The 24,608-nt window shown below is 67.6% G+C and carries 21 protein-coding genes; 5 read left to right on the forward strand and 16 right to left on the reverse strand.

Annotation, left to right across the window (positions count from 1 at the left end; genetic code table 11):
• The first annotated feature begins 95 nt into the window (after positions 1–95).
• From ACZ5KV_RS11425 to ACZ5KV_RS11440, 4 genes are all read left to right on the forward strand, one after another.
• Positions 96–1,547: a protoporphyrinogen/coproporphyrinogen oxidase gene (locus ACZ5KV_RS11425; RefSeq protein ID WP_464239432.1), complete on the forward strand. Its 1,452-nt coding sequence runs from the start codon at positions 96–98 to the stop codon at positions 1,545–1,547.
• Between the two features lie 118 nt (positions 1,548–1,665).
• The gene (locus ACZ5KV_RS11430; protein WP_464239433.1) at positions 1,666–2,733 is read left to right on the forward strand and encodes a M24 family metallopeptidase; all 1,068 of its coding nucleotides are present in this window, start codon (positions 1,666–1,668) and stop codon (positions 2,731–2,733) included.
• Positions 2,730–3,023, forward strand: a complete 294-nt coding sequence (locus ACZ5KV_RS11435; protein WP_464239434.1) for a DUF4911 domain-containing protein — start codon at positions 2,730–2,732, stop codon at positions 3,021–3,023. Before ACZ5KV_RS11430 ends, ACZ5KV_RS11435 begins: the two co-directional genes overlap by 4 nt.
• Positions 3,024–3,042: 19 nt before the next feature.
• Positions 3,043–3,459, forward strand: coding sequence for a hypothetical protein (locus tag ACZ5KV_RS11440; protein WP_464239435.1), 417 nt, complete (start codon positions 3,043–3,045; stop codon positions 3,457–3,459).
• Between the two features lie 170 nt (positions 3,460–3,629).
• On the opposite strand, the gene ACZ5KV_RS11445 is transcribed toward ACZ5KV_RS11440, so the two are convergent.
• The 16 genes from ACZ5KV_RS11445 to aprB form a co-directional block, all read right to left on the reverse strand.
• Positions 3,630–5,780 (reverse strand): methyl-accepting chemotaxis protein, encoded by a 2,151-nt coding sequence (locus ACZ5KV_RS11445; protein WP_464239436.1) that lies wholly within the window; start codon positions 5,778–5,780, stop codon positions 3,630–3,632.
• Positions 5,781–5,935: 155 nt separating this feature from the next.
• Positions 5,936–6,751, reverse strand: coding sequence for a TatD family hydrolase (locus tag ACZ5KV_RS11450; protein WP_464239437.1), 816 nt, complete (start codon positions 6,749–6,751; stop codon positions 5,936–5,938).
• A gap of 209 nt (positions 6,752–6,960) precedes the next feature.
• Positions 6,961–7,998: a glycosyltransferase gene (locus ACZ5KV_RS11455; protein ID WP_464239438.1), complete on the reverse strand. Its 1,038-nt coding sequence runs from the start codon at positions 7,996–7,998 to the stop codon at positions 6,961–6,963.
• A gap of 85 nt (positions 7,999–8,083) precedes the next feature.
• Positions 8,084–8,290 (reverse strand): hypothetical protein, encoded by a 207-nt coding sequence (locus tag ACZ5KV_RS11460; RefSeq protein WP_464239439.1) that lies wholly within the window; start codon positions 8,288–8,290, stop codon positions 8,084–8,086.
• A 28-nt stretch (positions 8,291–8,318) separates the two neighbouring features.
• Positions 8,319–8,576, reverse strand: coding sequence for a hypothetical protein (locus tag ACZ5KV_RS11465; protein WP_464239440.1), 258 nt, complete (start codon positions 8,574–8,576; stop codon positions 8,319–8,321).
• A 178-nt stretch (positions 8,577–8,754) separates the two neighbouring features.
• A complete protein-coding gene (locus ACZ5KV_RS11470; protein ID WP_464239441.1) occupies positions 8,755–9,516 on the reverse strand; it encodes an ABC transporter ATP-binding protein in 762 nt (253 codons plus the stop codon).
• A 3-nt stretch (positions 9,517–9,519) separates the two neighbouring features.
• On the reverse strand, positions 9,520–10,743 hold the full coding sequence (gene livM, locus ACZ5KV_RS11475; protein WP_464241836.1) for a high-affinity branched-chain amino acid ABC transporter permease LivM: 1,224 nt from the start codon (positions 10,741–10,743) through the stop codon (positions 9,520–9,522).
• Positions 10,727–11,638, reverse strand: coding sequence for a branched-chain amino acid ABC transporter permease (locus tag ACZ5KV_RS11480; RefSeq protein ID WP_464239442.1), 912 nt, complete (start codon positions 11,636–11,638; stop codon positions 10,727–10,729). The genes livM and ACZ5KV_RS11480 overlap by 17 nt, the downstream gene beginning before the upstream one ends.
• Before the next feature lie 173 nt (positions 11,639–11,811).
• Entirely contained in the window at positions 11,812–12,951 is a 1,140-nt protein-coding gene (locus tag ACZ5KV_RS11485) for a branched-chain amino acid ABC transporter substrate-binding protein (protein ID WP_464239443.1), read from the reverse strand.
• 30 nt (positions 12,952–12,981) lie between these two features.
• Positions 12,982–13,746 (reverse strand): ABC transporter ATP-binding protein, encoded by a 765-nt coding sequence (locus ACZ5KV_RS11490; RefSeq protein WP_464239444.1) that lies wholly within the window; start codon positions 13,744–13,746, stop codon positions 12,982–12,984.
• 467 nt (positions 13,747–14,213) lie between these two features.
• Positions 14,214–14,894 carry a zinc ribbon domain-containing protein gene (locus tag ACZ5KV_RS11495; RefSeq protein WP_464239445.1) on the reverse strand — a complete coding sequence of 227 codons (681 nt, stop codon included), beginning with the start codon at positions 14,892–14,894 and terminating at the stop codon, positions 14,214–14,216.
• 53 nt (positions 14,895–14,947) lie between these two features.
• On the reverse strand, positions 14,948–16,129 hold the full coding sequence (gene qmoC, locus ACZ5KV_RS11500; RefSeq protein WP_464239446.1) for a quinone-interacting membrane-bound oxidoreductase complex subunit QmoC: 1,182 nt from the start codon (positions 16,127–16,129) through the stop codon (positions 14,948–14,950).
• Positions 16,130–16,140: 11 nt separating this feature from the next.
• Positions 16,141–18,381, reverse strand: coding sequence for an FAD-dependent oxidoreductase (locus ACZ5KV_RS11505; RefSeq protein ID WP_464239447.1), 2,241 nt, complete (start codon positions 18,379–18,381; stop codon positions 16,141–16,143).
• A gap of 5 nt (positions 18,382–18,386) precedes the next feature.
• Positions 18,387–19,622, reverse strand: coding sequence for a CoB--CoM heterodisulfide reductase iron-sulfur subunit A family protein (locus tag ACZ5KV_RS11510; RefSeq protein WP_464239448.1), 1,236 nt, complete (start codon positions 19,620–19,622; stop codon positions 18,387–18,389).
• A 167-nt stretch (positions 19,623–19,789) separates the two neighbouring features.
• The gene (gene aprA / locus ACZ5KV_RS11515; protein WP_464239449.1) at positions 19,790–21,784 is read right to left on the reverse strand and encodes an adenylyl-sulfate reductase subunit alpha; all 1,995 of its coding nucleotides are present in this window, start codon (positions 21,782–21,784) and stop codon (positions 19,790–19,792) included.
• Positions 21,785–21,847: 63 nt separating this feature from the next.
• Positions 21,848–22,339, reverse strand: a complete 492-nt coding sequence (gene aprB, locus ACZ5KV_RS11520) for an adenylyl-sulfate reductase subunit beta (RefSeq protein ID WP_464239450.1) — start codon at positions 22,337–22,339, stop codon at positions 21,848–21,850.
• Between the two features lie 935 nt (positions 22,340–23,274).
• On the opposite strand from aprB, the gene sat reads away from it, so the two are divergent.
• Positions 23,275–24,546 carry a sulfate adenylyltransferase gene (gene sat, locus ACZ5KV_RS11525; protein WP_464239451.1) on the forward strand — a complete coding sequence of 424 codons (1,272 nt, stop codon included), beginning with the start codon at positions 23,275–23,277 and terminating at the stop codon, positions 24,544–24,546.
• Positions 24,547–24,608: the final 62 nt, after the last annotated feature.

Below are 24,608 nucleotides of genomic sequence, written 5' to 3' on the forward strand. Positions count from 1 at the left end.
CATTGCCATTTGCCCTGTGCCGGTCTACAGTCCGCCCACGGTGGAGTGTCCCGTCCCCCCGGCGGGGGCGGCGCCCGCCGGGCAAGGGAGGCCGCATGCGCGCGACGTACTGCATCATCGGGGCCGGGCCCGCCGGAATCGGCGCGGGCTGGGGCCTGTCGCGCCTCGGGGAGGATGATTTTCTGATTTTGGAGCGCGAGGCGCGCATCGGAGGCCGCGCCGCCGCCGAAAAGGACGCCGCGGGATTCCTCTGGGAGCCCGAGCCCCGGCCCCTGTGCGGGCGTTTCAAGACCTTCACCCGGTTGGTGGACGATCTGCTGGGCCCCGATGCCCCCCCGGCGCCGCGCGCGGCCTGGGTTCGCGCGGGCGGGGCCTGGGTGCCCGGGCCTTTCCAGCGCAACCTGCGCTACCTGCCTCCGCGCCAGCGCCTGGAATGCCTGCGCGGCCTGCTGGGCGCGGCTCTGGCGTCGGCTTCGGGCGCCGCCCCCGCCCCCACGGCGCTTTCGGAACGCGTCGTCCTGCCTCCGCTCGCCTCCCCCGATGCGCCGGACGCCCCGGGCGCCCCTGAAAACCTCGCCCAGTGGCTGGAGCGGACCTACGGCCCGGGCATCGCCCGGCTTTCCCTTGCCCCGCAGACGGCCAAGGAATTCGGCACGCCCTGTGCGGAGCTGGACTGGCGCTGGGCCCCCGGGCGCTTCGCTCCGGCGGACCTGGACACCCTGCTGGAAACCCTGGTCCTGGAGCGCGACGACACGCAGTGGGGGCCCGATGCCACCGTGCGCAGCCCGGCCTTCGGCGGCAGCGGGGAACTGCTGCGGCGCATGAGCAAACGCCTGCGCGAGCGTATTCTCATCGGCCAGGAGGTGGTCCGCGTGGACCCGGTGGCCCGCACGGTGCATCTGCGCGGCGGCGAAACCGTGGGCTATGCGCACCTGCTGTCCACCATGCCCCTGGACCATCTGGTGGGCGCCGTGCTGGACGACCCGCCCGAGCCCGTGCGCCGCGCCGGGGCCACCCTGCGCCACGCCGCGGCCCTGGCCGTGGGCGTGGGCCTGCGCGGCCCGCACCCGCGCCCGCGCCCGGGCATGGACGCGGCGCACTGGATGGAGTTTCCCCAGGAGTCCTGTCCGTTCCACCGCGTGACGCTGCTGCACAACCTCGCCCCGGCGCGCGTGCCCGAGCCCGGGGGCCGGGCCCTGCTGGCCGAGGTGGCCTGGAGCGGCCCGCGCCCGGCGCCGGTGGAGGCCATGGTCCGCGACGTGCTGGCGGGGCTGGAGGACGTGTCCCTGCTGGCGCCCGGGGAGCGGGACGGGCTGGCTGCCCTGTGGCACGCCGAACGGCCCCGGGCCGTGCCCCTGCCGGACCTGGGGCGCGACGCGGCCCTGCGGACCATCGTGCCCTACCTCGAAGCCCAGGGCATCGCCCCGCGCGGCCTGCTGGGCGGCTGGCGCCACGAACTGGGCGACCTGGACCAGTGCGTCATGCAGGGCATCGAATGGGCCCGGCGCGTGGTTCACGGCGAGCCGGAAACCATTTATCCCGTCTGACGGCGCCCGGGCGCGTTGCCTCCCGCGCCTCGGCGCGCTATAAGAACGGCCCCGGCGGGCGCGGCGCCGCGCGCGGCGCCCCGGGAAAAACGAGCCGACCCAAGGAGCACCGATGCCCATGAACGAGGTTTTCGCCGCCCGCCGCGAACGCGTGCGCGCGGCCCTGGCCGGGCAGGAACTGGACGCCCTGCTGGTGACCCATGCCGCCAACCGCTACTACCTGTCCGGCTTCGAGCTGGAAGACCCGCAGTGCAACGAATCCGCCGGGGCCATCCTGGTCACCCGGCGCGGCGACGACTGGCTGCTGACCGACTCGCGCTACCTGGACGCCGCCCGCAGGCTGTGGCCCGAGGAGCGCATCTTCATCTACGGCCGCCCGGCCCCCGCGAGCATGGGCGCCTTCCTGCGCGGGGTGCTCCAGGGGCCGCTGGGTTTCGAGTCCGACGGCGTGAGCCACGAATTCGCCTGCAAGCTCGGCGAGCACGTGGGCCTTGCGCCCACCGTGGGCATCGTGGCCCATCTGCGCTACATCAAGGACCGGGCCGAGCAGGAGGCCATGCGCCGCGCCTGCGCGCTGAACCACAAGGTCTTCGGGCAGATTCAGGACTTCCTGCGCCCCGGCATCACCGAGAAGGCCCTGGCCTGGGAGGTCGAGAAGCTCTACCGCACCCAGGGCGCAAGCGGCCTGTCCTTCGACACCATCGCGGCCTTCGGGCCCAACGGGGCGCTGCCCCACGCCATCCCCGGCGACGACGTGCTGGCCGACAACAGCCCCGTGCTGCTGGACAAGGGCTGCCGCCTGGACGACTACTGCTCGGACCAGACGCGGACCTTCTGGGTCGGCGACGCGCCGGCCGAGCACTTCGCCCGCGCCCTGGAGCGGACCAAGGAGGCTCAGGCGGCGGGCATCGCGGCCATCGCCCCGGGCCTGCCCATCGCCGGGGCCTACGCGGCGGCCCGGGCCGTGTTCGAGGGCTACGGCGTGGCCGAGCATTTCACCCACGCCCTGGGCCACGGCATCGGCCTGGAAACCCACGAGGCGCCCAGCCTGGGCCCCAAGGCCACGGGCGTGTTCGAGCCGGGCATGATCATCACCGTGGAGCCGGGCCTGTACTACCCCCAATGGGGCGGCATCCGCTGGGAGTACATGGTCCTGGTCACCGAGGACGGGCACGAGGTTCTGTGAGCCCCGCCCCGTGGACAAGGCGCCGGGTCGGCAAGGCCCGTTCGGCGCAGTATGCGCGCGAGGCCGTGCGCCCCGCGCGCTCGCGGCGGGTCTACGTCCGGCTGCGCCCGCAGGACATGGCCCTGTTCAAGTTCATCCTTGAAGGCCACGACAATTTGGCCTATCTGAGTGTCGTGGACAGATACAGCGCGGTGTGCCGTCTGGTGCACTCCCCGGGGCAGGAGCGGGAGGTCCGGGAGTGGCTGGAAGCCATGCGCACGCAGGTGGACTTTGCCGTCATCGAACCCTGAGCCCCCGCGGAGACAGCCAATGCCAGCCTTGAAACGCCTCGCCGCCCTGGCCGCGGCCCTGCTTCTGGCCCTTGCCTGCATGGGCATGGGCGGCACGGGCGACACCGGGATCATCAACAGAATCCCCGAGCCCGACCGGCACTTCACCGTCACCGTGGTGGACGTGACCGACACCAGCTTCCAGGCCGAGGACTTCTCGGTGGACGGGTTGACCATGGTTCCCGTGCAGATGGGCAAGGCCAGCCTGAGCATCGACTTCGCCCGCATTTCGCGGGTGGTCTTCCTGCACCAGGGCGACGAGCTGCTGGCCCGGGTGAGCTTCACCGACGGCCAGGAGAAGACCGTCACGGCCTCGCCGCGCACGGTGTTCTTCGGGCGCACGCCCTGGGGCCTGATGCGCCTGCTGGCCAAGGACATCAAGGAACTCCGCTTCTAGGCAAGGCCGCAGCCCGCGTAAAAAAGGGAGCCCGAAGGCTCCCTTTTTTCGTGCCCCGCATTCCGGGCATTTGCACCGTGGGTGCGCTCTGTTCCCGGGCGTCGCATCCGCAGGCGGATGGCGGGCGTCCGGCCCCGGCCGCGAGGCGCGGTGTGCCCGGCTTCGGGCCGTCAGCGTTCCAGCTCGGCGATAAGCTCGCGCAGCACGGTCACCTGTTGCCCGGCCTCGGCCACGGCGCGCAGGGCGCCGTCCATGGCCTGGGCCGTTTCCGTGGAGATGCGGTTGACCTCGCCGATGCTGTGGTTGATCTCTTCCGTGGCCGAGGACTGCTCCTCGGCGGCGGTGGCGATGGAGCGCACCTGGTCCGAGGACTGGCGGGCCAGTTCCACGATGCGCTCCAGAAGCTGCCCGGCGGCCTGCACGCCCTCGCGCGAGGAGTCGAGCACGGCGCGGGTGCCGTCCATGCCCGTCAGGGTGCCGCGCACGGCCTGCTGGATGGCGCTGATGGACTGCCCGACCTCCTTGGTGGCGGTCATGGTCTTCTCGGCCAGCTTGCGCACCTCGTCGGCGACCACGGCGAAGCCGCGCCCGGCGTCGCCCGCCCGGGCGGCCTCGATGGCGGCGTTGAGCGCCAAGAGGTTCGTCTGGTCGGCAATGTCCTCGATGGTCTGGGCGATGGCTCCGATGCCGTCGGCCTTGGCGCTCAGGTCGTCCACGGCGTGGTAGACGCCCTGGAAGCCCTCGTTGATGGCCGTGAAGTCGTCGCGGACCTTGCCGAACTGGCGGGCGCCGTCGCCCGCCGCGCTGCGCGAGCTTTCGGCCAGGGTGGCGGTGCTTTCGGCGCTCCTGGCGATTTCCAGCACCGAGGCGCTCATCTCTTCCATGGCCGTGGCGGTTTCGTCCATACGCGACGCCTGGGTCCGGGCGCCCTGGCTGGAGAGGTCGATATGGTTCCTGAGATCCTCGCTGGCCGAGGCCAGAACCTGGGCCACATCGCGCAACTGTGCGGCGGCATGGCGCATTCCTTCGGTTCGGGCGTTTTCGGCCTTGCGTGTGGCCTCCTCGGCCACGGCCTTGGCGGTCTCGGCGGCCTCGGCGCTCCGGTGTGCGGCTTCGGCCTGCTGCCCGGCTTCGCGCATCTTGTCCTTGAGGCTTGCGACCATGGACTCCATTGCCGTGCGCAATACACCGAATTCACTGGAATGTTTTCCGGCGATGGCGGCATCCAGATTCCCTTCTGCCACTTGCCGGGAGTAGTCCGCCAGGGTGCGCACCGGGCGTATGACCGCCGAGTTCAAGGCCAGAGCGATGACGGCAATGAGCACCAGCAGCGCGGCCACGGCGCCGATGGCCGTGCGGGTACTGGCCCGGGCCAGGGCCTCGGCTCCGGCGAACAGTTCGTGCTTGTGGACGGCGATGCCCAGGCCCATGCCGGTGGGCGTCACGCTGTAGAAGACCAGGTAGGGCACGCCTTGCACGACGGTTTCGAACTCAACGGGCCGATCGGGCTGCGCCTGGGCGGCTTTGCGGGCCAGATCGGCCCCGAAAGGCAGCTCCGCGACGGGTTTGAGCACCATGTCGTTGTCGGCGGGATAGGCGGTGACCAGTCCGCTTTGAGTCTCCACGGCAAAGGCCAGGGAAGAGGGCGTGATGGAAATCGCCCCCACGATTTCGCGCAGGGTTTCCATGCTCAGGTCGAGGGTCGAAATGCCGATGATCCGGCCGGTTTCGTCGTACATGACCCCGGCCACGGTGACCATGAGGGCCTTGGTTCCGGCGCTGTCGAAAAACGGGGAGGACCAGTAGACCTCCCGGTCGCGCGCGCGGGTGCGGTTCCAATCCTTGGGTACGGCCTGGGTGTACCAGTCCTGGCCGGGATAGTCGTATTCGGGGGTGTTGTATTCCATGGTGAAGATTACGGAGCCGTTGTCCCAGTAAGCATAGGCGCCGTAGTACTCGCGGTCGGCGAAGAAGGTGTGGGGCTCGTACCATACACCGCAGCCGATGGCCTCTGGATACCTGCGGATGCTTGTGGTCAGGAAGTCGCGGACCCGGGGTTCCATGTCGGCATCCGCGGCCTGGTGGATGGCGTACAGGCTTTCCCCGGCGGTGGCGATGTCGCGGGTCTTTTCCTGCATCACGGCCATGTAGGTGTTGATGGCTTCGGCTTCGGTGGCCACGCGGTTGCGGATGGCGTTATGCGTTTCCCCGACATAGGCGTCTCCGGCTTCGCGTATGTTGCCCAGCATCAGGGCGTAGCCGAGCAGGGACACCAGGGCGGTCAGGCCGATGAGTGCCAGGACTTTGATGCGGACGGACATGGAACCCTCCCTCAACGAGATGCCGACGCCGGGAGGGCGGGTGCCCACCAAATCGTCAGGCCGTTATGTGCCGCAGGGCGAATCGTGGCGGCCGTGGGGCACTGTGCCGGAGAAATGCGCGGTTCGCGGGTGGGAGGGCGGACGGTCGGTTCATGCTACAACCCGAAGAAGCGCTCGGCGTTGGCCGCGGCCTCCAGCCACAGGGCGGCCGGCTCCTGCCCGCGCAGGGCGGCCACGGCCAGGGCCGTGAAGCCCAGCAGGGCGGGTTCGTTGGTTTTGCCCCGATAGGGGTCCGGGCTGAGGAACGGACTGTCCGTTTCCAGCACCAGCCGGTCTCGGGGCACGGCCGCCGCCGCCTCGCGCAGGGCCTCGTTTTTCGGGTATGTCACCGGGCCGGGCAGCGAAAGCATCCAGCCGTGAGCCACCACCTCGTCCATGCGCGCCACAGTTTCCGTAAAACAATGCCACAACAAGGGACGTTTGTGGAAGCCCATGTCCGATAAAATGTCCATCGTGTCGCCCCAGGCCTCGCGGGAGTGAATGACGACGGGCACGTCCAGTTCGCGGGCCAGGGCCAGTTGGTCGGCGAAGGCCGCGCGCTGGGTTTCCCTCGGGGAGAGGTCGTAGTGATAGTCCAGCCCGATTTCGCCCAGGGCGCGCAGGCGCGGGTCGGCGCGGAAGGCGGCGGCGGTGGCCTCCAGGCCGTCGGGGGTCAGGTCCTTGGCGTCGTGGGGGTGGGTGCCGAGCAGGAAGAAGACCCCGGGGTGGCCCGCAAAGGCCGCGTGCCCGGCGTGGTAGGCCTGCGGCCCCAGGAAGACCTGGCCGATGCGCGACACGCCGCAGCGCGCGGCGCGTTCGATCACGGCGTCCAGGTCGTCGCGCAGGGGGGGCATGTCCAGGTGGGCGTGGGTTTCCACGCCGCCGGAAGGCAGGCCCAGGGTCTCGGGCAGCGGGCGTTTTTTCTTTCCCATGGTGGTGCGGTGTCCTGTGGCCGGTGGCAGGCCCGGCGGGGCGGTGGAGTGGCGGTTCGTGCACTGTTGCGGGAGTGACTATAGGCCTTTTTGCGCCGATGCCAACCCCTGGCGGGCGGCGGCGGTCGGACGGCGGGGGGCCCGGGGCGCATCCGGCCAGGGCGGCGTGGCGCGCAGGGCGCGGCGGAGTGTGGGGCGTCCGGGCGGGTTCAGGCGCGCAGGGGTCGGGCGGCCAGGGCGTCCCAGGCGGCCAGGACCTCGCGGCGTTGGGCCTCGGGGCCGTAGGCGGCGGCTGTGGCCCGGGCGGCGTCCACTGCGGCGGCCAGGGCCGGGTCGGCCCCGGCCACCCAGCGCGCGGCGGTTTCCAGGGCCTGGGCCGCGCCGAGCACGTCGCCGTCGGCGCAGAACAGGCCGTTGCCTCCCCAGGGCACGGGGCGCTGGGGCAGCCAGGGCCGCAGGGCCCCGGGCAGGTCGGCGGCCTGGCGCATGGAGTCCTGTCCGCCCAGACCGGTGAAGCCCACCACCAGACAGCCCGAGGCCATGGCCTCCAGGGGCGGCAGGGGGCAGCCCTCGGGGAAGCCCGTGGCCAGGAAGATATGCGCCCGGCGCAGCAGCGCAGCCACGCCGTCCGGCGGCTGCCCGGCGATTTCCAGCCAGCGCAGGGGCGGCGCGCCGGGATCGCGCGCGGCGCGGGCCTCGACCACGGCGCGGATCTGCGCGGCCAGGGCCTTGTTCTTGCGCGGCATGAAGGCCACGCTCACGGGGCTGGCCGGGCGCGGCGCGGCGGGCGGGTGGAAGAGCGCGGGGTCCACGGCGGCGCGTACCACGGGCGCGCTTTCGCCCAGGGCGTATTCCACGAAACGCGCCACCGGGTCGGACACGGCCAGGAACTCCACGGGCAACTGGTCCCAGCGCACGTCGGGCGGCAGGGCCGAGAAGAGGTAGGCCCAGTTCTGCACGTAGAGCACCGTGCGCGCGCCGGATTGCAGGCCCGGGGCCAGGGCGTTGACCCAGCCCTCGGGCACCAGCCAGATGTCCCCCGGGGCCAGGGCCAGGGTGGCCCAGGGCACGACGGGCACGGCCCGGGAGCAGTCCGGCCGCCAGAAGCGGGCCTCGCGGGGCGCCAGGGCCACGGGCCGCCCGGCGGCGTGCAGGTGCGCGGCGATCTGGTGCAGCACGGCCAACCCGCCCGTGGGCGTGGCCAGCGGCGGCAGGAAGATGTGGGTGGTGCCCGTCGGTCGGTTCATGCCCCGGTGTTAGCCCAGGCCGGGCCATGTGGCAAGGCCGGGGGACATCCCGTCGGGTCTCGCCCGCTCTTGTCCCGCCCTGCGGTCAGGAGTGGTGGCAGGCGTTGCAGCACCGGTAGCAGCCGTCCACCTGCCGGAAATGTTTGCGGGCCTCGGCCACTGCGCCGTGGCAGGACGGATGCCAGCCCAGGGCGACGCGGTTGGCGGGCGCGGGCAGGTATGCGCAGGTTTCTTCGTGCACCTCGTGGTCGCCGTTTTCCTGGGCATTTTTGTTCACGTAATACTGCGGCATGGTTTCCTTCGGACGTTGCGGGGGGGCGTCAGTCCCGGTGCCCGGGCACTCCGGGCGTCGTCAGGGCATGGTCCGGCTCCGGGCCGGGATGGCATTCCAGGCAGCACCAGTAGCAGCCCACCGCCCGGGCGTATCGTTCCCGGGCCCTGGCCAGGGCGCCGTGGCAGGTGGGATGCCGCCCCAGGGGCAGGCAGTCCGCCGGAGCGGGCATGTACATGCAGCCTTGCTGATGCACCTCGTGGTCGCCGCCCGGCTGCGGGGCCTTGGCGACATGGTAGTACGGCATCCGTGCACTTCCTTTTTTATAGCTTTGCAGGTTACGCCAATGCTATACATTTTCCCCGCCGTGTCAATCACCCGGGCCGGAGCGGGCCCGGGCACTTCGCACGCCCTTGGCCAAAGCCGCGCGCCCCGGCCCTCCAAAGGGAGGACCGGGGCGCGCTGGCGCGGCGGGCGGCGCGGGGCTATTCGCCCAGGTAGGCCTTCTTGATGGCTTCGTTGGAGAGCAGGGCCCGGGCGTCGTCCTCCATGGTCACCTTGCCGGTTTCCATGACGTAGGCCCGGGTGGCCAGTTGCAGGGCCAGGTTGGCGTTCTGCTCCACCAGCAGGATGGTCACGCCCTCCTGCCTGTTGATGCGCTCGATGATGGAGAAGATGTGGCGCACGATGAGCGGGGCCAGCCCCAGGGAGGGTTCGTCCAGCAGGAGCATCCGCGGGCGGCTCATGAGCGCGCGGCCGATGGCCAGCATCTGCTGCTCGCCGCCGGACAGCGTGCCCCCGCGCTGGCGGCGGCGCTCCTTGAGCACCGGGAAGAGCGAGAACACGCGTTCGATGTCGTGCTGCACGCCGTCTTTGTCGCGGCGGAAGAAGGCGCCCATTTCCAGGTTTTCGCGCACGGTGAGCCGGGGGAAGATGCGCCGGCCCTCGGGCACCTGGCACAGGCCCCGGGGCGGCAAAAGGTCGGGGGAGACGCCGCTGATCTGCTCGCCCTTGTAGAACACCGTGCCGGACTGCGGCGGCGTGATGCCGCAGATGGTCATCAGCGTGGTGGACTTGCCCGCGCCGTTGGCGCCGATGATGGTCACGATCTCGCCGGGCATGACGCGCAGGGACACGCCCTTGAGGGCCTGGATGCGCCCGTAGCTGGTGACCACGTCGCGCAGTTCGAGGATGGGCGCCGGGGCGGCGGCCGGAGGGGGAGCGGTGGTGCCGGTGGGTGCGGTCATGGCCTAGTCCATCTCCTCGGAGCGGGCCCCGAAGCGTTTGGCGGGCCACAGGCCCTTGGGGCGGAAAAGCATCATCACCGTCATGGCGCCGCCGAAGGCCAGCATGCGGTACAGCTCGAACTCGCGGAAGACCTCGGGCAGGGCCACCAGGGCCAGGGCCCCGAGCATCACGCCCGGAATGGAGCCCATGCCGCCCAGCACGACCATGGCCAGGACCATGGCCGACTCGATGAAGGTGAAGCTCTCGGGGCTGACGAAGCGCATGCGCGCCGAGAAGAACGCCCCGGCCAGTCCGCCGAATACCGCGCCCGTGGCGTAGGCCAGAAGCTTCAGGCGGAAGGTGTTCACGCCCATGAGCTCGGCGGCGGTTTCGTCCTCGCGGATGGCCTCCCAGGCGCGGCCGATGCGCGAGAAGTTCAGTCGGTGCACGGCGATGGTCGTCACGATGGTCAGCCCCAGGATGACGAAATACAGGGCCGTGAGCTTTTTCATCTGCAGCAGCTCGAAGCCGAAGGAGCCCTCGAAATCCGGCCACCAGACGGTGGGCGGCTGGATGCCCAGGATGCCGTTGGGCCCGTTGGTCAGGGCCATCCAGTTGTTGAGGATCAGGCGTACGATTTCGCCGAAGCCCAGGGTGACGATGGCCAGATAGTCGCCGCGCATGCGCAGGGTGGGGTAGCCGATGATGCACCCGGCCACGGCGGCCAGGGCGGCGGCCACGGGCAGGGCCAGCCAGAAGGGCAGGGCGTAGTGGATGCTGCACAGGGCGTAGGTGTAGGCTCCCACGCCGTAGAAGGCGATGTAGCCCAGGTCGAGCAGGCCGCACAGGCCGATGACCACGTTGAGCCCCAGGCCCAGGCAGATGTAGATGAGCACGTTGATGGCCACGTCCTGCACGTAGCGCCCGGAGGCGAAGGGCAGGGCGGCGGCGATGCACAGCGCCAGGGACCACCAGACCGCGGGAGGCACTTTGTCCATGCCCGCCTTGGCGCCGGAAACCGCCTGGGCCAGGGGGGTGGTCACGGCGGTGAAGGCGCCGCGCGCGTGCATCTGGTGCAGCGCCAGCAGCGCGGCCGAGGCCGCCGCCACGTAAGCCCAGACGGTGAGGCTGTCCGCGAAGGCCACGGTGCCGTCGGCGCCGATGCCCATGAGCGGCCACAGCAGCAGGTAGAACCAGGCCATGCCCGCGGCCCAGTAGAGCCAGATCTTTCTAGACGCGAGTATCATCGACATTTTCACCCATGATGCCTGTGGGCATGAAGTACAGCACCGCGATGAGGATGATGAACGCCCACACGTCCTTGTATTCGCTGGAAAGATACCCGGCGGCGAAGATTTCGACCATGCCGATGATCAGCCCGCCGACCATGGCCCCGGTGATGTTGCCGATGCCGCCGAGCACGGCGGCGGCGAAGGCCTTGATGCCGGGGACGAAGCCCATGTCGTAGCGCACGCTGCCGTAGTACAGGCCGATCATGATGCCCGCCGCCGCCGCCAGGGCCGCGCCGATGGCGAAGGTCACCGAAATGATGCGGCTGGAATTGATGCCCACCAGGGAGGACATGACCTTGTCCTGGGCCGTGGCGCGCATGGCCGTGCCGATGCGCGTGCGGAAGACCAGGGCATTGAGCCCGAGCAGCAGGACGATGGTCACGGCCACGATGAGGATCTGCATGTAGGAGAAGGTGATCAACCCGAACTCCAGCCCGCCGTGGGTGAACTCCGTGGGGTAGGCCTTGTCGTACACGCCCTGGGTCAGCATGAGGCCGTTTTGCAGGAAGATGGACATGCCCAGGGCCGAGAGCAGCACCGACAGGCGCGAGGCGTAGCGCAGGGGCTTGTAGGCCACCTTTTCCACGGCCATGGCCAGCATGGCGCAGTAGCCCATGGTCAGCAGCAGGGCGCCGAACAGGCAGAACCAGGGGTGGGTTTCCATGTAGCCGTGGGCGGCCAGGAAACTCAGCAGGATCACGCCCATGTAGCCGCCTGCGGCGAAGAACTCGCCGTGGGCGAAGTTGATGAGCTGGATGATGCCGTAGACCATGGTGTAGCCCAAGGCGATGAGCGCGTAGAGCCCGCCCAGGGTCAGCCCGTTGATGACTTGCTGGATGAAGAATTCCATAGGCCTGGTTCCTGTCCTCCGTGTCCTGAAGCCGTGGCGCGGCGGGCGCCGTGGCGTGCCCGGGCGGGGGGGCCCCGGCGTGTTCCGCCCGCCGGGGCCGCAAGCCGGGCCGCGGCCCGGGGGTGCATGGCGGGAGCCGCCGGGGGCGGCTCCCGCCGAAGCGGCGCTGTGCGCTAGTAGAGCGCGTTGGTCTCGGGGTTCCAGTAGTTGATGAACGCGCCCTTTTCGACCTTGCGGATGATGTAGTTGGAGCCGGAGTCGCCATTGGGCAGGAACTTGATGCGCTTGGTGGCGCCGTCGTAGTCCATGGCCATCAGCGCGGCCTTCATCTTGTCGGGGTCGGTCCCGGCGGTTTCCTTGATGGCCTTGAGGGCCGCGTAGGCGGCGTCGAAGGCGTAGCCGGAGTAGGCGCCGGGGGCGGCGAAGCCCATCTTGGCGTACTGCTCGCGGAAGAGCTTGTACAGGGGGCGCTCTTCGTCGATGAAGCCGAAGGTCAGGTACATGCCCTCGGCGGCGTCCTTGGCGATCTCCATGAGCTGCGGATGGTACACGGCGTCCTGGGCGATGATGGGCGCGGTGATGCCCATGCGCCGGGCCTGGATGGCCATGAGCGCGCCGGAGGACGAGTTCTGCAGGCTCATGTAGAACACGGCGGGATCGGCCTGCTTGACCTTGGTCAGCACGGCGGAGAAGTCCTTGTCGCCCTGGTTCACGTGGTCGTGGCCGAGAACCTTGATGTTCGCGGTGCCGGAGCGGGTTTCGACGTTGTCGGCCAGGCCCTGGGAGTAGGTGGTCTTGTCGTCGATGATGTAGACGGTGCCCGCCTTGAGATGCTCGACCATGAACTTCACGGCCACCACGGACTGGTCGTCGTCACGCCCGCAGAGGCGGTACATGTGCGCCAGCCCGCGCTCGGTGACCTTTTCGCTGGTCGAGGCCGGGGTCAGCATGGGGATGGACTCCTCGTCCAGGGCCTCGGAGGCCGGGATGGTGGCCGAGGAGCAGTAGGCGCCGACCACGAAGGCGACTTTTTCGTTGATGAGCTTGTTGGCGGCGGCCACGGCCTGGCGCGGGTCGCAGGCCGAATCCTGCGGGAAGAGTTCGATGGCGTCGTAGCCGGGGATGCCGCCCTCCTGCTCGACCACGGCGATGGCCGCGCGCACGCCGTTGGCGATGTCGTTGCCGTCGGCGGCGTAGGGGCCCGTGAGCGGGCTCAGGCTGCCGACCTTGAGGGTCTTGGCCAGGCCCGGGGCGGCCGTGGCGACGGTCAGCGCCAGGGCCAGGGCCAGGGACAGGGAAAGAAGCCGTTTCATGCCGAATCCTCCTCTTGTTTGCCGTCCGCGCTATTGCCCCAGATAGGCCTCGATGACCTTCGGGTCGCGCTGGACTTCTCCGGGGTTGCCCTCGCTTATCTTCACACCGTGGTCCAGAACCACGATGCGGTCGCAGATGCCCATGACCACTTTCATGTCGTGCTCGACCATGAGCACGCTCATGCCGTGGTCGCGGATTTTCCTGATGTAGATGGTCAGGTCGGCGCTTTCGGCGGGATTCATGCCCGCTGCGGGTTCGTCGAGCAGCAGCACGGCGGGGTCCGAGGCCAGGGCCCGGGCGATCTCCAGGCGGCGCTGGTGGCCGTAGGGCAGGTTGGCGGCCACTTCCCCGGCGATGTCGCCCAGGCCCATGAAATCCAGGGCCTCCTGGGCGCGCTGGCGGATGCGGCGCTCCTCGGCGCGCTGGGAGCGCGTGCGCAGGATGGCGCCGAGCACGCCCTTGCGGGTGCGGCAGTGCTGGGCGACCATGACGTTTTCCAGGGCGGTCATGGCCGTGAACAGGCGGATGTTCTGGAAGGTGCGGGCGATTCCGGCGGCCAGGATGCGGTGGGGCCGCAGGCCGAGCAGGGGCGTGTCGCCATAGGCCACACTGCCTTCGGAGGCCTTGTAGACGCCGGTGATGACGTTGAAGATGGTCGTCTTGCCTGCGCCGTTGGGCCCGATGAGCCCGACGATCTGCCCGGAGGGCACACCGAAGCTCACGTCGGAGACGGCCTTGAGACCGCCGAACTGGACGGTCACGTCGCTGAGGATGAGGTCGGATTGGCTCTGCATACGCCAAATTTCCATAGTTGAAACAAGCTGCAAACGCAAGGGGATTGCCAGGATTTTGGTGCCGGGGAAGATTCTGTCCAATAATGTTGAAATAAATAAAATCAATGAGATATAACCGCGCGCTCTGTCCTGCCGCGATGGGCGGATTGGGCCTGAAAACAGCATTTTTTGACGTTTATGTTAAACAGGAACGTCTCTTGGGGCTGGATGGGCATGGACGCGGGCGGGCGGGGTGCCCGCCTGCGGGGGGAGGCGCCGGAGCGGGTGCCGCCGAAACGGCGCGAGGGGCGCGGCTGCGCAGCGGGCCGGGGCCGCGGCGCCACCGTGCCGGAGCGGGCGCCAGGGACGGCGGCCGCGGACCGGGCGGATGCGGCGACCGGGTCGGCGAAGGCGCGTCCCCCCTGGCGCGGGCCGAAAAAAAGCCCCCGGCCGAGGCCGGGGGCTTGTGTCGCGCAATGGCGCCGGGGCTAGAAGCCGAAGCTGTCGCCGCCGGCGTCGTCGGTGCCGAAGCCGAAGTCCGAGGAGACGGAGCCGGGGCTGTCCACGGCGGCGTCGGCGCCCGCAGGGGCGGCGGCGTCACCGGCGGCAGCGGCGCCGCCGGCGGCGGCGGTGACTACGCCGTGCTTGATGACTTCCTCGATCTTGGCCAGCAGGCCGTCGACCTTGCCGATGTAGTCGTTGACCTTGGTCTCGGAGAGCTGGAGCTTCTTCTCGCCCTCGCCGAGCTGGGCCTCGTAGGTGGTGACCTTGGCCTTGGCGGTCTTCAGTTCGGCCTGGGCGTCGGCCAGCTTCTTCTCCAGTTCGGAGATCTTGGTGGCCTGGGCCTTGTTCTTGGCCTGGGTGTCCTTGAGCTGGGCCACGATGCTCGCCACCTGGGCGGTCACTTCGGCGGGCAGCACGGGTACGGAGACATGCTGGCCGAACTGGTCGGCCTTGCCCGCGATGTGCAGCAGCTCGGGGTTCTGCTCGTAGATCCAGGCCTTGGCCACGGCCTCGGCGAACGGCAGGGAGGTGCCGTCGATCTCAAGCTGGGTCATGTAGCCGAGCATCTCCTTGATGCCGGCCATGTTGGCGTCCTTGTCCTCGCCGGTCAGGTACGCGGCGAAGGTGCCCATGGGGAACACTTTGCGGTCAACGCTCTCAGCCATTGTCATTTCCTCCAGGTAGTAAGGAAAGTTGATTCCTTTCGGTTGCCTTGGCCCTAGCGCAGCGGCACGCGGCCGATGTAGCGGGCGTAGATCAGGGCCACGGTCCTGTACACCAGGTGCCCGAGCTTGGACCAGGGCAGGTAGGCGAACAGCATCCAGACCGCAACGAGGTGGACGTAGTAGGTCAGGTAGGCCGGAGCGGCCAGACCCGCCAGGCGGAGCACCAGGGCGCCCGCGCCGGTGGCGAACACGGCCCAGACCACGCCCAGCAGGTACCAGTCGTAGTAGCTGGACTTGGTCTTGGTCTGGTCCAGGTTCCGGCGGCGGCCGGTCAGCTTGACCAGGCCGTAGATGCCCAGACACATGCCCACCAGGGCCGCGAACTTGTGCGGCGCGTAGAGGGGCAGCGGGGTGTGGCCCATGGGCTCAAGGAAGTGGATGACCTTGCCGCCCCAGTGGCCGAAGGCGATGAGCCCGGTGACCACCGCCAGGATGACGAAGGAGTAGAACAGGGCGAGGTGGCCCTTGAAGCGCTCCTCGTCGGCGGGTTTTTGCTCCTCGCCGCCGCACTCCTTGAAGTTGGTGTGCTGGCCGACTTCGTTCAGGAGCACGTCCTTGATGCAGTCCACGATGCAGGGCTTCTTGTGCGCGCCCACGTAGTAGGTGCCGCCCGAGGCCCCGAAGGACTTGATGAGCCTGCTGGCGCCCAGCACGAACGAGGCGACCATGAAGAAGAAGGTCAGGCTCATGATCGGGTCGATGGTGTAGTCGCCGGGGAAGATCTTGCCGAAGACGATTTCGCCCTCGGGGATGGTCAGCCCCGTGGTCAGGTACCACACGATCAGCCACAGGGCCGCCGGGATGGCCACCAGGATGGGCAGGTATTTGGAGGAGCTCATCCAGGTGCCGATGATGGTCGGCGACACGAGGCTGCGGTAGGCCATGTTGCGCAGGGCCGCCAGCAGGTCGCCGGGCTTGGCGCCGCGCGGGCACAGGTCCGAGCAGGTGCCGCAGTTGTGGCACAGCCAGATGTCGATATCGTTGACCAGCTTGTCCTTCAGGCCCCATTGCGCCCAGACCATCTCCTTGCGGGGATAGGGCGCGTCGGCCGGAGACAGCGGGCAGGCGACGCTGCAGGTGGCGCACTGGTAGCACTTCTTGAGCGAGTCGCCACCCACGGCCTGCAGGTCTTTGATGAACTGGAGATCGGGTTCGATCCGTACTGCCTTGGACATGGTATCTCCTCCTAATAGCCCTTGAACGGGTTGGGACCCTTCTCAAGGATCATCGCCATGAATTCCTCGATCATCCCGGGCACCTTGTCGTACTCGTCGATGGCGACCTGGTACTGCTCGACGCGGTCGGGTTCCACGCCCAGGCGGTTCAGGGTCTCGGCGATGTTCTCCTTGCGGCGGTTGCAGATCTCGGAGCCCTTGACGAAGTGGCACTGGTAGTCGTCGCCGTACTTGCATCCGAGCATCATCACGCCGTCAACGCCCTTGGACATGGCGTCGGCCACCCAGATGGCGTTGACCGAGCCCAGGCAGCGCACCGGGAGGATGCGCGCGTACGGGCTCCAGCTCTTGCCGCGCATGGCGGCCATGTCCAGGGCCGGGTAGGCGTCGTTCTCGCACGCCAGGATGAGGATACGCGGGCCGTCGGTCTCCATGTTGTCGGGCACCTTGATGGCCTTGATGGCCGAGCCGATCTGGTCCACGCTGTAGTTGTCGAAGGAGATGACGCGCTCGGGGCAGGCGCCCATGCACGTGCCGCAGCGGCGGCAGCGCGTGGGGTTCGGCTTGGGCGTGCCCTTCTCGTCGTCGTCCAGGGCGCCGAAGGGGCATTCCTCGGTGCAGCGCTTGCACTGGGTGCAGCGCACGAAGTTGAACTTCGGGTAGGTCAGGTCGCCCGAGCGTGGGTGCACCGCCACGCCCCGGTTGGCCGACTCGATGCACTGGATGGCCTTGAGGGCCGCGCCCGCCGCGTCTTCCTCGGCGTTGTCCATGAGCATGGGCTGGCGCACGGCGCCCGCCGCGTACACGCCGGTGCGGCGCGTCTCGTAGGGGAAGCAGATGTAGTTGGAGTCGCAGAACCCGTCGAAGAGGTCCAGGTCCGGGAAGGCCGGGCCCTGGCGGTAGACGAAGTTCATGATCGGGTCCTTGGCCGTGGTGGGCACCATGCCCGTGGGCAGGACCACCAGATCCGCCGCCAGCTCGAAGTCCTGGCCGAGCAGGGTGTTCTTCACGGTCAGCAGCACGCCGCCGTCGCCCTGCTCCACGCGGGCCACGTAGCCCTTGGTGAGCATGACGCCCGGGTCGTCCTGGGCGGCCTTGTAGAAGCGCTCGTGGATACCCTGGACCATCATGTCTTCATAGATGATGTAGGCCTGGGCTTCGGCGTCCAGTTCGCGGACGTAGCCGGCCTGCTTCAGGGCGACCACGGAGTTTACGGCGCTGGCGTAGGGCAGGTGCCGCGCGCTCTCCAGATCCTTGAACTTGGGCTCCTCGGCGGCCTCGCCCTCGGCGCTCTCGGCGGCTGCGGCCTCCTCGGCGGGCGCCGAGGTGCAGGCGGGCTGGTAGAGGTCCCTGGGCATGGCCTTGGCCGTGTTGAGCACGAACGCCACGCGCTTGGCCTTGACCTTGCCGTCCTTCATCATGGCCTCGAACTCGGCGGTGGTGACCACGCCGGGAACGCTGCCGTAGCCCAGGGGCGCCAGGGCCTTGCCGTCCTGCGGCACCCAGCCCGTGGCCAGGATCACCGCGCCAATGGCCTTTTCCGCGCCGTTGGTGAACTTGGCGGTGTAGGCGCCGGGCGCGCCCTCCAGGGCCTGCATCTGCGCGCCGGTGATGATCTCGATGCGCGGCTCGGCCTGGACGCGGGCGATGAGGTCCTCGATGCCGGTGGGGTGGGCCTGGGTGTAAGGCGGGGTCAGGGGCACGGTCTTGTACATGGTCCGGGCCTTGCCGCCGAGCTGCTCCGACTTTTCCAGGAGCACCACGTCCGCCCCGGCCCCGGCGGCGTGCAGCGCCGCGTGCAGGCCGGTCCAGCCGCCGCCGACAACGAGCACCGTGCGCACGGTCTCGATCTTTTCGGGCTCGGGCACCAGGGTCTTCTGGAGCTTGATCATGCCCATGTTGATGTAGTCGATGGCCATGAGGGTCTTGAGTTCCTCGTCCTCGCCCTCGGGGAAGCACATGCCGCACTGCTCGCGCAGGTTCACGCGCTCCACGGGGATGGCCGGGCCGAAGTCGAAGAACTGCCAGTCCACGCGCGGCGACGAGCCGCAGATGAGCACGCCGTCGATGGTTCCGGCCTCGATGGCCTCCTCGATCATTGCGCGGCCTTCCTCGCCGGCGAGGATGGGGCTGGTCTCGATGACGGGACAGTTGCCGCCCCAGCGGTTCCTGACGTTTTCGGCCAGATCCTCGACGCTCAGGTACGGGCCGATAGCGGATTCGTCGAAATAGACACCAATTTTCTCGGCCATCGTCTCTACCTCCTCACCGTTTCAATCGCCTTCATCGCGGCGCCGGTGCCAGACTGGGCGGATTTCATCACGTCCAGGGGCTTCTTCGCGCACCCGGCGGCAAAGATGCCCTTGTCCTCGCCGCCGACGATGAAGCCGTCCTCGTCAACGGGCACGTCGATGGGCAGGCGCTCACCGGCCAGGGTGGGCTGCATGCCCGTGGCGAGAACGACGAGATCAAAGGTTTCGTGGGACTTGGTCCCGGCGACGGCGTCCTCGACGGTGAGCACCACCTGGCCGCCTTCGCCCTGGGCCGCCGCGGCGACCTTGCCCTTGACGGTGCGGATGTTCTCGTCGGCCAGCACGCGGGCGCGGAACTTCTGGTAGCGGTCCGGGGTGCGCAGGTCGATGTAGAAGATGGTCACCTGGGCGTCGGGGTACTGCTCGCGCACGTAGGTGGCCTGCTTGAGGGAGGCCATGCAGCAGATGTAGGAGCAGAAGTTCAGGTGGTTCTCGTCGCGCGATCCGGCGCACTGCACGAAGGCGATGCGCTTGGGCGCGGCACCGTCGGAGGGGCGCAGAATCCGGCCCCCGGTGGGGCCGCAGGGCGCGGCCAGCCGCTCCATCTGCATGTTGGTGATGCAGTTGTCGATGGCTCCGGCGCCGAGGTTGGACAGCCTGGTCACGTCGTAGGGCTTCCAGCCCGTGGCCACGACGATGGAACCCACGGCGACCTCGATTTCCTTCTCGGTCTCTTCGAGATCGATGAATTCGTTGTCTTCCAGGGTTTCCAGGTCGGCGGCGCGCAGTTCGTCCTTTTCGAGCACGTAGCGCGCGGGGAAGGCGAAGGGCATGTCCAGGTGCAGCGGGCCGCGCTTGGCCAGGCCCAGCTCGAAGGCGTTGTCGGCGCGGGCGGAAAGTTCACCTGCCAGCTCGGAGAGGTCGGCGCTGCCCGGGGCCGTGTGGCGCGGGCGGATGCGAATCCTGGCCGTGTAGTCGCCTTTCTGGCCGGAAACGGACGTCACCTCGGCCAGGGTGAAGACCTTCACGTTCTTGTTCTTCTTGATGCGCTGGAACTGGATTTCCAGACCGCAGGACGGGGGGCACAGCTTGGGGAAGTATTTGTTGAGCTGCGCGACCCGACCACCCAGGAAAGGCGTTTTCTCTACGAGGTAGACCTCGTGTCCGAGTTCCGCGGCTTCGAGGGCGGCCGTGATACCGCTGAAACCGCCACCGACAACGAGCACGCTGGTGTTTGGCATGTGTTCCTCCCTAAATCAGGTTCCGGCCAGGCTGTTAAAAATGGCCTAAGCCTGAACAATATCGCATTGTACGGCTCAGGCTTAGACCATTTTCTGCCTCGTGTGCGCAAAGGGAAGGTGGCCGCGGACCGCGGGGTCCGCGGCCACCTTGTTGTTGCCTTAGGCCACTAGGCGGGGATGATCTGGTAGTAGGGCTTCTTGAAGATCGCAGTCTCACCCTTGGTGGGATCGTACTTGGAGTTCACGAAGCACTTCCACTTGCTGTCGTCCAGGCCCAGGAAGTCGCCGCGGTAGTAGAAGCCGGGGTAGCGGGACTCCTCGCGGAACCGGATGTGCTGCATGTGCAGGCGCACGGTCCACAGGCGGTGGTAGTTCTCCCAGCAGCGCAGCAGCTCGTGCAGGTCGCGGGCGGCCAGCTTCTTGGAGTCCTCCTCCAGCATGTCGAGGAGCCAGAAGCCCATGTCGAGCAGCGCGGCGGAGGTGGTGTAGTAGGTACCCACGCCACCGCCGTACTCGTCGGTGCACTTCACGAGGCGCATCATGAAGTTCTTGGGCGTGATGTACTCGGGGTTGACGACCGGGTCGGTGGAAGCGCCCTTGCCGGCCTGGAAGTTGTAGTACGGACGGTAGATCTCCTTGGCGAGATCGGCGGCGCTTTCCTTGATGGCGGGCTTGTAGTCCTTGTGGTCAAGGTACCAGCGCACCATCTGCTTGCCGACGATACGACCCTCGGCGTGCGAGCCGGAGGAGAACTTGTGGCCGGAGGCGCCCACGCCGTCGGCGCAGGTGAACAGGCCGTTGACGGTGGTCATGCGGTTGTAGACCTTGCCGTTGTCCGCGCGGACCTTGTAGTCCTCGGGAACCCAGGCTTCGTCGGGACCGGAGACCCAGATGCCGCAGCAGCCGGAGTGCGAGCCGAGCAGGTAAGGCTCGGTGGGCATGATTTCGGAGCCGCGAACCTCGGGGGCGCAGTTGGTGGCCGCCCACAGGTTGGCCTGACCGACGCACATGTCGAGGAAGTCTTCCCAGGCCTCGGCCTCGAGGTGCTTCTGCTGGGCGGGGGTCATGGTGGCGAAGGAGGTCTGCAGGGCGGTCTTGGTGTCCATGAAGATGGGACCGCGGCCTTCGCGCATTTCGCGCAGCATCATGTGGTTGCGCAGGCAGGTGGGGATGATGTGACCCTTGGCGTAGCCGCGCTCCTCGTAGGGCTTGAGCATGGCACGGTTGGTCTCGCAGTAGTCCTCACCCTTGTAGTTGGTCGCCTTGGCCTTGAAGAGCAGGAACCAGGCGCCGACCGGGCCGTAACCGTCCTTGAAGCGGGCGGGCACGAAGCGGTTTTCCATCATGGTCATTTCGGCGCCGGCCTGGGCGCACATGGTGTAGGTCGAACCGGCGTTCCACACGGGGTACCAGGCGCGGCCCATGCCCTCACCGGTGGAGCGGGGGCGGTACACGTTCACGGCGCCGCCGCAGGCGACCACGGCGCAGTTGCAGCGGAAGATGTGGACCTTGTTCTCGCGGGCGTTCATGGCCACGGCGCCGGCGATGCGGTTGGGCTGGTTGGCGTCGAGCAGCAGCTTGACCACGAAGATGCGCTCCATGTAGCGCTCTTCGCCCAGGGCGTTCTTGGCGGCCTCGGCCACGATGCACTTGTAGGACTCACCGTTGATCATGATCTGCCAACGGCCGGAACGCACGGGCTTGGCGCCCTTGCGGACGGCCTTGCCGGCGGCCTTGGCGGCGGCGCCGTCAAGGTTGTGGTCGTTCTCGTCCTTGCACCAGACGGGCAGGCCCCACTCCTCGAAGTGGTGCACGGAGTCGTCCACGTGGCGGCCCAGGTCGAAGATCAGGTCTTCGCGGACCAGGCCCATCAGGTCGGTGCGGACCATGCGCACGTAGTCGTCGGCATCGTTGTCGCCGAGGTAGGTGTTGATGGCCGACAGGCCCTGGGCGACGGCGCCGCCGCGCTCGAGGGCGGCCTTGTCGACGAGCAGGATCTTGGCTTCGGGGGCGTACTTGTTGGCCCAGGCAACGGCTTCCCAAGCGGCGCCGCAGTTGCCCATGCCGCCGCCGACCAGCAGGATGTCAACGTCATGCTCGACGATGGTCGGCTCGGCCAGCGGCAGACCCTTGGGGGATTCTTTAACAGGAATCTTAGGCATGTGAGTGCTCCTTTCTGATTCGCTTGTTGTTTTCTTGTTCACCCATGCAGCGGAGGGCGGGGCCTACTCGCAGGGAATATCCTGCCAGCACTGGCTCTTGTCGCCGTCGGTCACGTCGAACTTCTTGCACAGGGCCTCCTTGGGGGCCTTGAGGGAAGTCTCGGTGAAGAGCAGCTCGCTCTCGATGTCGCCGGGCTCGGGCTTGCCGTCAAAGGGCTTGATGGAGCCTTCCGGGGTGGTGCGGATGGGGAACTTGAAGCGCTTCACGGAACCGTCGCGGAACTTGATGGTCCACATGATGTCTTCGGAGGAGCGCATGGGAATCGAGGTACCGCCCATGGGCGCGAAGTCGGCGTAGGGGCGGGCAGTGATGGCGCCCTGGGGGCAGATCTTCACGCAGGAGTAGCACTCCCAGCACGCATCCGGCTCCTGGTTGTACGCCCGCATCTCCTCAGGATCCAGGATCATGAGGTCGTTGGGGCAGATGTACATGCAAGCGGTTTTCTCGCCACCCTTGCATCCATCGCACTTCGAGGGATCAACAAAAGTCGGCATACTAGTCCTCCAACAATATTAGGGTTGATACAAACAACCAACTCCGAATATCCCGCATCACGGTGATGGAGATATGCAAAGCAGGGAAAACTTCCCCGCCTTCTTGCCGTGCGGCTGCGCGGCACCGCCCCGGCGCGGGCACCCGTTGGGCAGCGGGCGCCGGGATGGGTTCGGACGATCAAGGAACTTGCGCCATGCGCGTTGCCTGCCGGAGTTGCCCGTGGCCGGGTCGCACCGGCCGCCTTGGCGCCGCCCCTGCCGGGGCCGGGCCCGCTCCGCCCCGCGTTGCTTTGCGTGGAGCTTGTGAGGGATGGAACAAGCGCCTTTTGTCTAGCAAGCGGGTTTTGCGCTGTCAAGGTGAAAGTGAATTTTATCCCAAGCTGCGGACTCCTGCCGATAACACCCTGATTTTTTTCACGCATGATGCGTTCCGCACATCGAATGTGAAAATATGGTCCGCTAGCAGACGTGTGTATACCCGCAAAGGCCATACAGCGCAAGGCCTGAGAAGGAAATTCACTCCTTGTTTGCATACAGTTCGCTGAAATAATTAAACTCTTTTCCCATATTCCGGCGCGGGGTTTTCCCTAGGCCCCCCGGGCGTTTCGGGCCTTGGGCCAATTTTCACGGACGCCGGACCCGGCGGCCGAAAGGGAAGAGGGAAGCGGGGAAATGGGCCCCGCCTGCATCCGCGGGAGGGGATGCTCTGGCGTCCAAGTATATAATCAATTGATTTATTATGAAAAAATAGGGGCCTTGACATTTGCGCATTTTTTTCACAAACACCGACAGACGAATACCGGAGATGGTAGGACGAATCGGGCACCCTGAATTTCCGGACGTACGTCCGAAGCTGGATGGGAAAATTCGGATGCCTCGCAAAAGGCTGTGGATCAACTTCCTGTTTCACACTCATTGCTGAAAGGAGACCACAAATGTCCAAACTGGTTCCCCCTCATGGTGGCAAGGGCCTGGTCGAGTGCCTGCTCAAGGGCGACGCCCTCAAGGCCGAACTGAAGAAGGCCGAGGGCCTGAAGGCTCTGGAGATTTCCAACCGCGTCAAGGGCGACCTGATCATGCTCGGCATCGGCGGCTTCTCTCCGCTGTCCGGCTTCATGCCCAAGGCCGACTGGAAGAGCGTGTGCGAGAACTTCACCCTGGCCGACGGAACCTTCTGGCCCGTGCCCGTGTGCCTGGACACCAACGACGAGTCCGTGAAGGTCGGTGACGAGATCGCCCTGAAGAACGGCGGCGAGATTTTCGCGACCATGAAGGTCACCGAGAAGTACGAGCTGACCGACGCCGACAAGAAGTGGGAGTGCGAGAAGGTCTACCGCGGCAGCGGCGCCGAGTCCGAGGGCGACAAATTCTGGGAGATCGCTCCCAAGGATCACCCCGGCGTGCAGATGGTTCTGGCCCAGGGCAAGTTCAACCTGGCCGGCCCGGTGAAGGTCCTCTCCGAGGGCGACTACGCCGACCGTTACCCCGGCGTCTACAAGACCCCGGCCCAGATTCGCGCCGAGATGGAAGCCAAGGGCTGGGCCAACGTCGCCGCCCTGCAGCTTCGCAACCCCATGCACCGCTCCCACGAGTTCCTGGCCAAGATCGCCTGCGAAGTGTGCGACGGCGTGGTCATCCACTCGCTGATCGGCAACCTGAAGCCCGGCGACATCCCGGGTCAGGTCCGCATCAAGTGCATCCAGACCCTGATCGACAAGTACTTCGTGAAGGAGCACGTCATCAACGCGGGCTATCCTCTGGACATGCGCTACGCCGGTCCCCGCGAGGCCCTGCTGCACGCCACCTTCCGCCAGAACTACGGCATCAACAACATGCTCATCGGCCGCGACCACGCGGGCGTGGGTGACTTCTACGGCCTGTTCGAGGCCCAGGAGATCTTCGATCGCATCCCCTACCCGGCCGAGCCCGGCAAGGCGCTGATCACCAAGCCCATGAAGATCGACTGGACCTTCTACTGCTACAAGTGCGACGGCATGGCCTCCCTGCGCACCTGCCCGCACGGCAAGGAAGACCGCGTCATCCTGTCCGGCACCAAGCTGCGCAAGGCCCTGTCCGAGGGCGCCGAGGTTCCGGACCACTTCGGTCGTGAGGAAGTCCTGGCCATCCTGCGCGAGTACTACGAGGGTCTGACCGAGAAGGTCGAGATCAAGATGCAGGGTGCCGCTTCCGGCGCCGTGATGAAGTAGCCTCCGGCTCCGCGTCACGTCTGCGATCCACGGGAGGCGTCCTCGGATGCCTCCCGTTTTTT

The organism is Desulfocurvus thunnarius (genome assembly GCF_055390965.1).